The sequence below is a fragment of the Bradyrhizobium sp. RDM12 genome (assembly GCF_051917485.1).
Classification (GTDB): Bacteria; Pseudomonadota; Alphaproteobacteria; order Rhizobiales; family Xanthobacteraceae; genus Bradyrhizobium.
In genome coordinates this window covers 3,925,609-3,938,420 of sequence record NZ_CM133064.1, presented here as the reverse complement: position 1 = coordinate 3,938,420, position 12,812 = coordinate 3,925,609, and the positions used below count along the sequence as shown (strand labels likewise).

10 protein-coding genes and 1 pseudogene are annotated in these 12,812 nt (G+C 63.3%); 3 read left to right on the top strand and 8 right to left on the bottom strand.

Going from position 1 to position 12,812, the window contains the following annotated elements:
• Positions 1-50: 50 nt before the first annotated feature.
• Positions 51-1,088, bottom strand: a complete 1,038-nt coding sequence (locus ACTGJ9_RS19000; protein ID WP_456678299.1) for a glycosyltransferase family 4 protein — start codon at positions 1,086-1,088, stop codon at positions 51-53.
• A gap of 126 nt (positions 1,089-1,214) precedes the next feature.
• Here ACTGJ9_RS19000 and galE point away from each other — a divergent pair, with 126 nt between their 5' ends.
• The 3 genes and pseudogenes from galE to ACTGJ9_RS18985 all read left to right on the top strand — a co-directional run bounded on the left by galE (position 1,215) and on the right by ACTGJ9_RS18985 (position 4,887).
• Complete coding sequence (galE, locus tag ACTGJ9_RS18995) at positions 1,215-2,228, top strand: UDP-glucose 4-epimerase GalE (RefSeq protein WP_456678298.1); 1,014 nt, start codon at positions 1,215-1,217, stop codon at positions 2,226-2,228.
• Positions 2,229-2,346: 118 nt separating this feature from the next.
• Complete coding sequence (locus tag ACTGJ9_RS18990; RefSeq protein ID WP_456678297.1) at positions 2,347-4,149, top strand: ABC transporter ATP-binding protein; 1,803 nt, start codon at positions 2,347-2,349, stop codon at positions 4,147-4,149.
• Between the two features lie 35 nt (positions 4,150-4,184).
• Positions 4,185-4,887: pseudogene (locus ACTGJ9_RS18985) on the top strand (fumarylacetoacetate hydrolase family protein).
• Positions 4,888-4,950: 63 nt separating this feature from the next.
• Here the strand turns inward: ACTGJ9_RS18985 and ACTGJ9_RS18980 are convergent.
• The 7 genes from ACTGJ9_RS18980 to metK all read right to left on the bottom strand — a co-directional run bounded on the left by ACTGJ9_RS18980 (position 4,951) and on the right by metK (position 12,762).
• Positions 4,951-6,291, bottom strand: a complete 1,341-nt coding sequence (locus ACTGJ9_RS18980) for an MFS transporter (RefSeq protein ID WP_456678296.1) — start codon at positions 6,289-6,291, stop codon at positions 4,951-4,953.
• A 147-nt stretch (positions 6,292-6,438) separates the two neighbouring features.
• On the bottom strand, positions 6,439-6,897 hold the full coding sequence (locus tag ACTGJ9_RS18975; RefSeq protein WP_456678295.1) for a YybH family protein: 459 nt from the start codon (positions 6,895-6,897) through the stop codon (positions 6,439-6,441).
• A 12-nt stretch (positions 6,898-6,909) separates the two neighbouring features.
• Positions 6,910-7,839, bottom strand: coding sequence for an aspartyl/asparaginyl beta-hydroxylase domain-containing protein (locus ACTGJ9_RS18970; protein WP_456678294.1), 930 nt, complete (start codon positions 7,837-7,839; stop codon positions 6,910-6,912).
• A gap of 121 nt (positions 7,840-7,960) precedes the next feature.
• Positions 7,961-8,116 (bottom strand): hypothetical protein, encoded by a 156-nt coding sequence (locus tag ACTGJ9_RS18965; protein ID WP_167527491.1) that lies wholly within the window; start codon positions 8,114-8,116, stop codon positions 7,961-7,963.
• A 154-nt stretch (positions 8,117-8,270) separates the two neighbouring features.
• Positions 8,271-9,731, bottom strand: a complete 1,461-nt coding sequence (locus ACTGJ9_RS18960) for a flavin-containing monooxygenase (RefSeq protein WP_456678293.1) — start codon at positions 9,729-9,731, stop codon at positions 8,271-8,273.
• Positions 9,732-9,891: 160 nt separating this feature from the next.
• Positions 9,892-11,313, bottom strand: a complete 1,422-nt coding sequence (gene ahcY, locus ACTGJ9_RS18955) for an adenosylhomocysteinase (RefSeq protein ID WP_456678292.1) — start codon at positions 11,311-11,313, stop codon at positions 9,892-9,894.
• A 252-nt stretch (positions 11,314-11,565) separates the two neighbouring features.
• Positions 11,566-12,762, bottom strand: a complete 1,197-nt coding sequence (metK, locus tag ACTGJ9_RS18950; protein WP_456678291.1) for a methionine adenosyltransferase — start codon at positions 12,760-12,762, stop codon at positions 11,566-11,568.
• Between the last annotated feature and the right edge of the window lie 50 nt (positions 12,763-12,812).

Sequence of the window (12,812 nt, the reverse complement as noted above, 5' to 3'; positions counted from 1 at the left end):
CCTCGGGCTACTGTGCATGGGGTTGTTTTCGCGCTTTTGTCTGCGGTCGCTCAGAGCAGCGGACGATAGATCTCGCCGATCCGCGCCGCCTCGGCGTCGAGGCTGAACTTTTCGAGCACGCGCGCGCGACCGCGCTCGCCCATCGCGGTCGCGAGAGCCACGTCGCGCATCAGCGGCTCGAGCGCAGCCGCCAGCGCCTCCGCATCACCGGTCGGGATCAGCACGCCGCTCACGCCATCCTCGACCACGAGTTCGGCCGCACCGGCGCGCGCGGCAACCAGCGCGCTGCCGGTTGCCATCGCCTCGATCAGCGTGAGGCCAAAGCCTTCGTTCCGCGAGGTGAAGGCGTAGATGGTCAGCCGCTGATACCAGCGCTGCACTTGTTCGATTGGCAATTCGCCGGTGATGACGATGCGCGCTTGAAGATTGGCTGCTTCGATGCGCTTCTTCAGATCGTTCGCGAACGGCGTCTGCTCGGCCGTGACTTGTCCGACGATCACGGCCGTGAACTCAGGATAGCGCGGCAGCAATCGGCACATCGCATCCACGAACACATCGGTGCCCTTCTGCGCGCGCACGCGGCCGAAGCAGCCGATGGCGTAACGGCCCGGCAAGCCGCTTTCCGCGAACGTCGCGGCGCGATCTGCTGGCGGCACATAGATTTCAGTGTCGACGCCATGCGGGATCACGGTCGACTGCACTTTGAGAAACGAGGCCGAGATGTCTGACGTCGCGATGATCGCGTCCATCTGCCGGATCAGCCAGCGCGTGATCCAGCTGTGATGCCGCTGCGCCGCCGAGGTGAAGACGAGCTTGAGCGGCCAGCCGAGCGCGCGCAGCACGACGCCAGCGATCATCTCGTTGTTGCGGCGCGCATGCCAGATCAGCGGCGACTTGCGGCGCCACAGTTTCAGGACACCGGCGGCGCCCAGCCGCGCAATCCCCTCCGGCGCGTCCGATCCGAACCATGCGGCGCGATAGAGTTTTGCCAGCCGCGGCGCCACCATCCGGTTCGTCGCGGTGACCCCGGAATAGCGCCTGTGCAGATTTGGCACGATCACCTGCAGATCGTCCGGGAAATTCGCCACGTCATGCTCCGTCTGGTGCGCCCCCTATACGCAACATTAAGCATAGTGACCAGTTCAGCCGCGCCGAAACCCCCTCTTCACCGCGCAAACGTTAACTTAGTGCGTTGATCGAAGACGGGTGAGATCATGACTGTGCTAGTCACCGGCGGCGCCGGCTATATCGGAAGTCACACGGTCCTCGCGCTGGCGGGAGCCGGCGAGGACGTCGTCGTGATCGACGATCTCTCCACCGGCTTCTCCGCTTACTTGCCGGAAGGCGTGCCGCTGTTCATCGGCGATGCCGGCGACGAGAATTTGCTCGAGGGCGTGATCGCCCAGCACAACATCGAGAGCATCATCCATTTCGCCGGCTCGGTGGTCGTGCCCGAGTCGATGCGCGATCCCCTCGGCTACTACCGCAACAACTTCATGACCGCGCGCAACCTGCTCAATGTCGCGGTCAAGCGCGGCATCGGCCGCTTCATCTTCTCCTCGACCGCGGCCGTCTACGGCGATCCGGACCAGGTGCCGGTGCCAGAACACGCGGCGACGCGGCCGCTGTCGCCCTACGGCTCGTCGAAGCTGATGACCGAGATCATGCTGCACGACGTCGCCGCCGCCTACGGCATGCAGTACGTGACCCTGCGCTATTTCAATGTCGCCGGTGCCGACCCGCAGGCCCGCATCGGCCTTGCCACCATCGGCGCCACGCATCTGCTCAAGATCGCGGTGGAAGCCGCGACCGGCCAACGCGCCAAGATCGACGTGTTCGGCACCGACTACCCGACCCAGGACGGCAGCTGCATCCGCGACTTCATCCACGTGACGGATCTTTCGCAGGCGCATCGCTCGGCGCTGGCTTATTTGCGCAATGGCGGCGCCTCGACCACGCTGAACTGCGGCTATGGCCGCGGCTATTCGGTGCTCGAAACCATCGACGCCGTGCGGCGGGTGTCGGGCCGCAGCTTCGCCGTGCAATACGCCCCGCGCCGGCCCGGCGACATCATGACCATGGTGGCCGACACCAGCCGCATTCGCGGCCTGCTCGACTGGAAGCCACAATATGACGACCTCGAGACCATTGCGGCACACGCGCTGGCCTGGGAGGACAAGCTGTTCCGCGAGCGCCACGGCGAGCTCCGTCACGCCGTGTCGGCCTAAAACCCTCCAGGCGCAAGCCCTTAATTGGGCTTGAAAAGCGTAGCTTTAGCGGGCACAGAGGCCATTCGATCCCTGACGCGCGGGCAGGCTTTTCGCCTTGGCCGTCAATGGACTACGCATGGCCCAGTTTCCAAAGAAAATTACCGACGATCCCTATGAGGCGATGGTCCTGATCCGCCGCCTGGTCACGGAACAGGGGGTCGTCTACTGGCGGCGCTATCTCGTCGCCTTTGCGCTGATGGCGGCGGCCGCCGGCGCCACAGCAGGCGCAACCTACGTGCTCGGTCAGGTCATCAACCAGGCCTATGTCGACAAGAACATTCCGGGCATCGCGATGTTCTCGGGCATCACCGTGATCCTGCTGTTCATCAAGGGCGTGGCGACCTACGGCCACATGGTGATCCTGACCAAGATCAGTAACGCCATCCTCGCCACCAACCAGCGCCAGCTGTTTACCAAGCTGATGCGCGAGAGCGTCGGCTTCTTCTCGGAGCGGCATTCGTCCGAATTCCTGGCGCGGCTGACGGCCGGCGCCAAATCGATCACAGATGTGCTCAACATGCTGGTCAACGCCATCGGGCGCGACCTGCTGATGCTGCTCGCCATGATCGGCGTGATGGTGTGGCAGGATCCGCTGATGTCGCTGATCGGCCTCGTCGCGGTGCCGCCGGCGATGCTGGTGCTGCGCAAGCTGGTCAAGCGCATCAAGGGTCTCGCCTTCAACCAGTTCACCGGCACCGCCGACATCATGGAAACGATGCAGGAGTCGCTGCAAGGCATCCGCACCGTGAAGGCGTTCACGCTCGAAGAGACAATGCAGAAGCGCATCGACGAGAACATCGGAATCGTCGAGCGCAACGCCAACAAGATGGCCCGCGTCGCCAACCGCTCCAACCCACTGATGGAAATGCTCGGCGGTTTCGCGGTCGCCGGCTGCTTGCTCTATGGCGGCTACAGCGTGGTCGCGCTCAACGCCACGCCCGGCGCTTTCTTCTCCTTCATGACCGCCTTCCTGATGGCGACCGAGCCGGCCAAGCGGCTGGCGCGGCTCAACATCGACCTCAACAGCCAGCTCGTCGGCGCGCGCATGCTGCTCGAAGTTGTCGACAGCCCGGCCAGCGAGCATTCCGACGACGACAAGCCGGCGCTCAAACTCTCCGATGCGCGGATCGAGCTGCGCGACGTCAGCTTCTCCTATCGCGCCAATGAGACCGTGCTCAACCGAATGAGTTTTGTCGCCGAACCCGGCAAGGTCACCGCGCTGGTCGGCCCCTCCGGCGGCGGCAAGTCGACCGTGCTGGCGCTGCTGTTGCGCTTCTACGAGGTGACGCAAGGCGACATCGTGATCGATGGCCAGTCGATCGGTGCGGCGTCGCGCAAATCGCTGCGGGCGCAGACCGCCTATGTCGGCCAGGACGTCTATCTGTTCCGCGACACCATCCGCAACAACATCGCCTTCGGGAAACCAGGCGCGAGCGAGAGCGAGATCATGGAGGCCGCGAAGGCCGCCTGCGCGCATGATTTCATCATGAGCTTCCCGCTCGGCTACGACACGCCGGTCGGCGAGCACGGCACGCAACTCTCGGGCGGCCAGCGCCAGCGCATAGCGGTGGCGCGCGCGCTGATCAAGAACGCCCCGATCATCCTGCTGGATGAGGCCACTGCCGCGCTCGATTCCGAGTCCGAGCGGCAGGTGCAGGAGGCGATCGAGCATCTCTGCCAGAACCGCACCACCCTGGTGATCGCGCACCGCCTGCACACCATCATGCATGCGGATGCGATCCTGGTGGTCGAGGCCGGCGAGATCGTCGAGCAGGGCCGGCATGAGGAGCTGCTCCGCCGCTCCGGCCGCTACGCCTCGTTCTTCCGCCTGCAACATCGCGACAGCGGCGCTCGGGCGCCGATCAGCGCCACCGCATAAAGTTCCGTCCACCTCAAGAGCAGCGAGATCGCTTCATGAACGCCGCCTCCTACGTCATCCCGCTTCCGCCGCAGGCTTCGCTTCCCGTCGTCGGCGAGTCCGGCCGTTACCCGGTGCGCCGCATCTGGTGCGTCGGTCGCAACTATCTCGAGCACATTCGCGAGATGGGCAATGACGAGCGCGCGCCGCCGTTCTTCTTCGCCAAGCACGCCGACATGCTGGTGCCGGACGGCGCCACCATTCCCTATCCGCCGCTGACCAAGGATCTGCATCACGAGGTCGAGTTGATCGTGGCGCTGAAGAGCGGCGGCCTCAACATCCCCGCCGACAAGGCGCTCGACCATGTCTACGGCTACGCCGTCGGCATCGACCTTACCCGCCGCGACCTTCAGATCGCCTCGCGCAAGAAGGAGCGTCCGTGGGAGATCGGCAAGTCATTCGACGGCTCGGCGCCCGCCTCCGCGGTGCAGCCGGCTTCAAAGATCGGCCATCCCTCCAAGGGCAAGATCTGGCTCACGGTCAACGGCAAGGAAGCGCAGACGGGCGATCTCCGAGCAGATGATCTGGAACGTGCCGGAGACGATCTGGCAGCTGTCGCAGCAGGTGAAGCTCGCCGCCGGAGACATCATCATGACGGGCACGCCCGCCGGCGTGTCGCAGCTCCAGCCCGGCGACAAGCTCGAATGCGGCGTCGACGGCGTCGGCACGCTGAAGGTGAGCATCGGCCAGCCGGAGTAAGGCTGATTTTATATGGCGGGAAGAGCAAAGCCCCGGACATTGCGTCCGAGGCTTTTTGTGGTCTCAAATTCGCCGCTCGTGCGCTCCCGCCGCGTTGATGTCCTTCCCGGTGTAGTCGGTCATCATCGCGGTTGCGGCCAGCGTGATGATTGCGCAGATCGCGATATAAACCGCAATGGCGGTCGCCGAGTGGAATGTGCCGAACAGCCAGGCGGCGATCAGCGGCGCGGGGCCGCCGGCGATCACGGATGCGAGCTGATAGCCTAGCGAGGAGCCGCTGTAGCGCAGGCGCCCGGTAAAGCTCTCGGCGATCAAGGCGGCTTGCGGCCCGTACTGCATGTCATGCGGAATCAGCGAGAGGATGATCGCCAGGAAGATGATGGTCAGCGATCCGGTATTGAGCATCGCGAAATAGATGAAGCCGAAGATGCCGGTCGCGGCAGCGCCGAGCATGTACATTTTCTTGCGGCCGATCTGATCTGAGATGTGCCCGCAGAGCGGGATCGAGACAAAGGACAGCACCGAGGCCGAGAGCACCGCGGTCAGCAGGAAGTCGCGCGACACGTGCAGGGTGCCGATGCCATATGAGAACACGAAGGCAGTGAAGATGTAGAACGGCGCCTGCTCCGACATGCGCGCGAAGGCGGACAGCAGAATTTCCTTCGGATATTCCCGGATCACGGTCAGCATCGGCGTGCGGTCGACCTGACGTTCGGCCACGAGCTTTGAGAACACGGGCGTTTCGAGAATGCCGAGCCGGATGTAGAGGCCGACACCGACCAGGATGATGCTGAGCGCGAACGGAATGCGCCAGCCCCACGCCAGGAACTGATCGCCCGCCATCTGGCTGAACGCCAGCACGGCGAGATTGGCGAGAAACAGGCCGCATGGCACGCCGAATTGCGGCCATGATGCGATCAATCCTCGGGAGTGATCGTTGCGGGCCCATTCCATCGACATCAGCACGGAGCCGCCCCATTCGCCGCCGACGCCGACGCCCTGAATGAATCGCAGTACGGTCAGGATCACGGCACCCCAGATGCCGACGCTTGCATAGGTCGGCACCACGGCCACCGCTGCAGTCGCCAATCCCATCAAGAGCAGGGTCGCGATCAGTGTGGATTTGCGTCCGATGCGGTCGCCATAGTGCCCAAAGATGGCCGCGCCGATCGGGCGCGCGACGAAGCCGACCGCGTAGATCGCAAACGCTTCCAGCGTGCCGACCCAGGGATCGGAGTGCGGAAAGAACAGCTTTGCGAAAACCAGACCTGTGACAGTGCTGTAGAGGAAAAAATCATACCATTCGATCGCAGTCCCGATCGTGGAGGCGATCACGGCGCGACGAAGCTGGCGCTGATGCTCGGATGTAGTGAGTTGGGTGACATCAAGGTCAAGTGTTGCCATCGGAATGCTCCCTCCGACAGACCCCCGCTTGCGCGTTTTCATCGATTGTTCGTTGTAGAACGAACGATATCAGGTTCCGATGGTTCCAACCGGCCGGAACGAGAGGCTAAAACTTTAGTCGCCGATCGGGCCCGCGGTGACTGCCCTTTACCAGGCCTTCACCGGCCGATTGGCATGACTCGCCTGCGGAACGCCGCGATTGAGCGACATGTGCGAATGCACGCACAGCCAACCATCGCCATCCCTCGAAAACACCATCGTTGCCCGGCCCGGCCGCGGAAACGCGCTGCCATCGGGATGATAGCCTGCGCTGGTCCAGGGCGCGATCACGGTCGCCATCGTGCCATCGGATGACGCCAGGATCGCGGCCTGCTCGAGCACGAACCGAAAGTCGGTCGTCTTCGGCCAGACGTTATTCCATTGGGACGAGACCCACTGATCGAGGCCCGGAATGACATCGTTATGCGTGCCGAAGGCCAACACATCAGGATGGAAGAGCGGCCGCGCCGAAGCATAGTCGACTTCGCGGACATAACCCGCGAAGGTTTCGAGCCAGCGGTGGAAGAACTCCACGACATCCGCGTTCGCGACCGGCAAGAGCTCCACGGCCTGCCCCATTCACCGCAGCGCCGACAGCACGATCAGGCCGAGGATCAGGGCCGTCATCGAGTATTTCAGCGTGTAGTAGACGTTACGATTCCACTCCTTGACCCTGCGGCTGCCGAGATGGACCTCGTAGAGCTTGCCGAAGACCTTATTGAGCACGCCGACGCTCTCGCCGTCGACGTTCTGGGTCGCCGACGCCTTGACGATGTGATGGCTGACCCAGCGGTTGATCGCGGTCATGAAGCCGAACTTCATCGGGCGCTCGACATCGCAGAACAGGATGATGCGGTTGACGCCGGTCGCATTCTCCGCGCTGTGAATGAAAGTCTCGTCGAACATGAAGGCCTCCCCGTCACGCCAGACGCATTCGACGCTGTCGACCAGGATGCGGCACTTGTTCGAGTTCGGCGTCACCAGGCCGAGATGATAGCGCAGCGAGCCCGCGAACGGATCGCGGTGCGCGCCGAGCTTGCCGCCCGGCGGCAGCATCGCGAACATCGCTCCATGCACGCTCGGAATCGAATTGAGCAGCTCCACCGTCTTCGGGCACAGCGAGCGCGCCGAGGGCAGGAAGTCGTCGTACCATTTCAGGTAGAAGCGTTTCCAGCCGCTCTTGAAGAACGAGTAGAAGCCCCAATCGTTGTTCTTCGCTGCCGCGCGGATAAAGCCTTCGTCGAATAGGCGGACCGCCTCGTCGCGGATGGACTCCCAGTTCTCGCTGAGCGGCTTCAGTTCGGGAAACTGCTCGACGGCGATGACGGGCTTGTTCGGCACGGCCGAGCCCGCATACATCAGCACATTGTAGGGAGCGAGATAGGTCGAGTGATCGCCGAGCTGGCGCGCGAAGCGCAGCCGCTGCTTGCCGCGGAAATGAACGTAAATCGTCGAGGCCGCAAGCACATACAAAACGACAAGTTGCGGCGCAAAAAGCTGCTTTAGCATTCCCCAAGTTCCCGAGTGAACCCAACCGGGGACGTGATCTACCCCCGTCCGGCCCAAGCGGCAAGATATTCACCGGTGGGTTGCGGTCAATCTTGGGGGCACGGGGCCGAAACGAGCCGAATCACGAGCGCGACAGCGCCTGAAGGCCCTTAAAGGTCAGGCGCTTGGGGTCGGTGACGCCGGCGAGATAGAGCCGGCGGATAAAGGCGATGACCGCATCGCGGTCGCAATCGGTCAGCGCCACGACGGCATCGACCGCGATCTTCTGGGCTTCCATTGGGCTCACCTCGGCCTCGCGAGTAACCCCGGCCGGGACAGGCTAGGACTCATCCGTTAATCCGGCGTTAACCGTTCGGAACCATCCCTGATTCAGCGGGGGCGGCCGTATACGCAAAACAACGCATTGGCAGCCGCATAGAGCGGCGGCGGGATCAGGAATATCGCATCACGCCGTCGTCGATCCGGCCGAAGCGCAACGAGACGATGTCGAGGGCGTAGTTCTGGTACAGCCGCCACGGCTGTTTCGAGCCTTGCTTCGGCATCTTCGCGACCGAGCGCTGCACATAGCCCGAGGTGAAATCGAGCGACGGCTGCGCAGTGATCTCGGGGTCGTCATTGTGCGGCATGGCCTGGCGGAAATTGTGCCGGTCCATGTAGTTGATGAGACGGCAGACATATTCGCAGGTGAGATCGCATTTCAGCGTCCAGGACGCGTTGGTGTAGCCGAAGGCCGAAGCCATGTTCGGCACGTCGGCATACATCATGCCCTTGTAGGTCAGCGTGCTGGCGAAATCGACGGTGCGGCCGTCGACGCTGACCTCTAACGCGCCGACGACCTGGAGCACCAGGCCCGTCGCCGTCACGATGATATCGGCGGCAAGCTCGCTGCCGTCCTTCAGGCGGATGCCATCGCGGGTAAAGGTGTCGATCTCGTTCGTGACGACGGCGGCGCGCTTTTCGCGGATCGCCCTGAACAGATCGCCATCGGGTACGAGACACAGCCGTTGGTCCCAGGGGTTGTAGCGCGGCGTGAAATGCGTGGCGATGTCGTAGTCCGGCCCGAGCGCCATCCGCACGCCGCCCAGGATCAGGTTCTTCACCTTGTCCGGCCGCCGCCGGCTGAGCTGGAAGAAGAACATCCCCCACATCACGTTGCGCCAGCGGATGACGTGATAAGCCAGCCGCGTCGGCAGATTGCGGCGCAATTTGTTGGCGACGGGATCCTGCGCCGGGCGCGACACCACGTAAGTCGGCGAGCGCTGCAGCATGGTGACTTGTGCAGCTTTCTTGGCGAGTTCCGGCACCAGCGTCACCGCCGTCGCGCCCGAACCGATTACGACGACGCGTTTGCCCGCATAGTCGATGTCCTCAGTCCATTTCTGCGGATGCACGATGCGGCCGGCGAAATCGGCAACGCCATTGAACTCCGGCGTATAGCCCGCTTCGTATTTGTAATAGCCCGAGCACATGAACAGGAAATTGCAGGTGAAGCGCACGAGCTCGGTCGCGCCGTCGCCTGCGGCGCGTTCGACCTCGACGGTCCAGCGCGCGTCCGGCGTCGACCACGCCGCGCGCGTGGCGCGATGACGGAAGCGGATGTGCTTCTCGATGCCGTTCTCGGCGGCGGTCTCGCGCACATAGTTCAGGATCTGCGGCCCGTCGGCGATCGCCTTCGGGTCGGTCCACGGCTTGAAGGAATAGCCGAGCGTGAACATGTCGCTGTCGGAGCGGATGCCGGGATAGCGAAACAGGTCCCAGGTGCCGCCGATGCAGTCGCGCCCCTCCAGGATGACGTAGCTCTTGCCCGGACACTTGCTCTGAAGATGATAGCCCGCGCCGACACCGGACAGGCCGGCACCGACGATCAGCACGTCGAAATGCTCTTGTTGCATCGTTTCCTCCGCCGGGAGCGATTGTCCGCCCGTCGCTGCTAGCCGTCAATCGGCAAACAGCCGTGCAGCAACTGCAAAGCGAGTTGAATTCCATAGGCCGAAGCAACAAAGCCCCGGATCGCTCCGGGGCTTTGCATCGATGATCGATGTGATCAGCGGCTCAGTAGCGATAATGGTCCGACTTGTACGGACCTTCCTGCTTCACACCGATATAGTCGGCCTGGTCCTTGCGGAGCTCGGTGAGCTTGACGCCGATCTTGGCCAGATGCAGGCGCGCAACCTTCTCGTCGAGCGTCTTCGGCAGCACGTAGACTTCCTTCTTGTACTTGCCGTCCTTGTTGTTGGCGAACAGCTCGATCTGCGCCAGCGTCTGGTTGGTGAAGGACGCCGACATCACGAAGGACGGATGGCCCATCGCATTGCCGAGGTTCACGAGCCGGCCTTCCGACAGCAAGATGATGCGGTGCTTGTCGGGGAACTCGATCTCGTCGACCTGCGGCTTGATGTTGGTCCACTTCAGATTGCGCAGAGACGCGATCTGGATCTCGTTGTCGAAGTGACCGATGTTGCACACGATGGCACGATCCTTCATCGCACGCATGTGCTCGATGGTGATGATGTCCTTGTTGCCGGTCGCGGTGACGAAGATGTCGGCGCGGGGCGCGGCGTCTTCCATCGTGGTGACTTCATAACCCTCCATCGACGCCTGCAGCGCGCAGATCGGATCGACTTCCGACACCATCACGCGGCAGCCGGCCTGCCGCAGCGAAGCCGCCGAACCCTTGCCGACGTCGCCGAAACCCGCGACCATCGCGACCTTGCCCGACATCATCACGTCGGTGCCACGGCGGATGCCATCGACCAGCGATTCACGGCAGCCATAGAGGTTGTCGAACTTCGACTTGGTGACGCTGTCGTTGACGTTAATGGCAGGCCACAGCAGCGTGCCCGCCTTCTGCATGTCATAGAGACGATGCACGCCCGTGGTGGTCTCTTCGGAAACGCCCTTGATGCTGTTGGCGATCCCGGCGAAGTAGCCCTTCGGCTTTTCCTTGAGCTGCTTCTTCAAAAGCGCGAAGAAGACTTCCTCTTCTTCCGAAGCCGGCTTGTCCAGGAACGCGGTGTCGCCGTTCTCGGCGCGCAGACCGAGATGGACATACATGGTGGCGTCGCCGCCGTCGTCGAGGATCATGTTCGGGTGACCGCCGCCGTGCCAGTCGAACAGTTTTGCGGTGTAGTCCCAATATTCGGTCAGCGTCTCACCCTTGACCGCGAACACCGGAATGCCGGCGGCTGCGATCGCCGCTGCGGCGTGGTCCTGCGTCGAATAGATGTTGCAGGAGACCCAGCGAATGTCAGCGCCGAGGGCTGCCAACGTCTCGATCAGCACGCCGGTCTGGATCGTCATATGCAGGGAGCCCGCGATACGCGCGCCCTTCAACGGCTGCTTCGGGCCGTACTCTTCGCGGGTGGCCATCAGGCCCGGCATCTCGGTCTCGGCGAGTGAGAGCTCCTTGCGGCCGAAATCGGCGAGCGAGATGTCCTTGACGATGTAATCGGTGAAGCCGGGCTTCGCGTTCATGTCTGTTTCCTAATCGATGGGGCTGGCGTGTCAGTAACAAAGCAAGCTGAGGGCTTTGTGGCAGAGTTTCTCCCTCTCCCCCATTCTTACGGGGAGAGGGCTGGGGTGAGGGGCTCTATCGGCGCACTGCCTTCGCGGAGAGTCCCCCTCACCCGCCGCTTCGCGCATAGCCGAAGCTTTGCTTCGGCGTCTCTAAGAGACGGCCGCCGAAGGCGGCCTATGCTCTCCCGCAAGCGGGGCGAGGTAAGAGCGTCAGACCGCGCGCTTGAGCGCCTCGACGAGATCGGTCTTCTCCCAGGAGAAGCCGCCCTCGTTGTCCGGCGTGCGGCCGAAATGGCCATAGGCCGAGGTGCGCGCGTAGATCGGGCGGTTGAGATCGAGATGGCTGCGGATGCCGCGCGGGGTGAGGTCCATCGCCTTGGCAGCGGCCTTCTCGAGCTGATCCTCGGACACCTTACCGGTGCCGTGGGTGTCGATGTAGATCGACAGCGGCCGCGCGACGCCGATGGCGTAGGCGAGCTGCAGCGTGCAGCGGTCGGCAAGGCCGGCGGCGACGATGTTCTTGGCGACGTAGCGGGCCGCGTAAGCCGCGGAGCGATCGACCTTGGTCGGATCCTTGCCGGAGAACGCGCCGCCGCCATGCGGGGCCGCACCGCCATAGGTGTCGACGATGATCTTGCGGCCGGTCAGGCCGGAGTCGCCATCGGGACCGCCGATGTAGAACTTGCCGGTGGGATTGATGTGCCAGATGGTCTTCGGCGTGATCCAGTCCTTCGGCAGCGCCTCGCGCACATAGGGCTCGACGATGTCGCGGATCTGCTTCGACGAGATGTCCTCGACCAGATGCTGATGCGACACCACGATCTCGCGCACGCCGACCGGCTTGCCGTTCTCGTACTGCACGGTGACCTGGCTCTTGGAATCCGGGCCCAGCACTTTCTCGCGGCCGGAGTGACGCGCTTCGGAAATGAGGCGGAGGATCTTGTGGGCGTAGAAGATCGGCGCCGGCATCAGATCGGGCGTCTCGTTGGTGGCGTAACCGAACATGATGCCCTGGTCGCCCGCGCCCTCTTCCTTGACTTCGCCCGGCTGCAGCGCGTCGACGCCCTGCGCGATGTCGGCCGATTGCGGGTGCAGCAAGATCTCGATGTCCGCCTTCTGCCAGTGGAAGCCGTCCTGCTCGTAACCGATGTCCTTGATCGCGTCGCGCACGACGCTTTCGATCTGCTCGTTGGTGACGGACTTCGGACCACGGGTCTCACCGGCGATCACGACCTTGTTGGTGGTGGCCAGCGTCTCGCAGGCCGCGCGGATCTGCCAGGGATCGATGCCGGCCTTGGGCCCTTCCCGGTAAAACAGGTCGACGATTTCATCGGAAATCCGGTCGCAGACCTTGTCCGGATGGCCTTCGGACACGGACTCGCTGGTGAAAAGATAGGACGCGCGCATCAGTAACCCCTTGTTCCGCCGCTTCGGGCGGACGTTTGCGATGTTTACCC

Coding starts and splice junctions, on each gene's coding strand:
- galE (WP_456678298.1), top strand. CDS start 1,215: ATGACTGTGCTAGTCACCGGCGGCGCCGGCTATATCGGAAGTCACACG.
- ACTGJ9_RS18990 (WP_456678297.1), top strand. CDS start 2,347: ATGGCCCAGTTTCCAAAGAAAATTACCGACGATCCCTATGAGGCGATG.
- ACTGJ9_RS18980 (WP_456678296.1), bottom strand. CDS start 6,291: ATGGCAACACTTGACCTTGATGTCACCCAACTCACTACATCCGAGCAT.
- ACTGJ9_RS18970 (WP_456678294.1), bottom strand. CDS start 7,839: ATGCTAAAGCAGCTTTTTGCGCCGCAACTTGTCGTTTTGTATGTGCTT.
- ACTGJ9_RS18965 (WP_167527491.1), bottom strand. CDS start 8,116: ATGGAAGCCCAGAAGATCGCGGTCGATGCCGTCGTGGCGCTGACCGAT.
- ACTGJ9_RS18960 (WP_456678293.1), bottom strand. CDS start 9,731: ATGCAACAAGAGCATTTCGACGTGCTGATCGTCGGTGCCGGCCTGTCC.
- ahcY (WP_456678292.1), bottom strand. CDS start 11,313: ATGAACGCGAAGCCCGGCTTCACCGATTACATCGTCAAGGACATCTCG.
- metK (WP_456678291.1), bottom strand. CDS start 12,762: ATGCGCGCGTCCTATCTTTTCACCAGCGAGTCCGTGTCCGAAGGCCAT.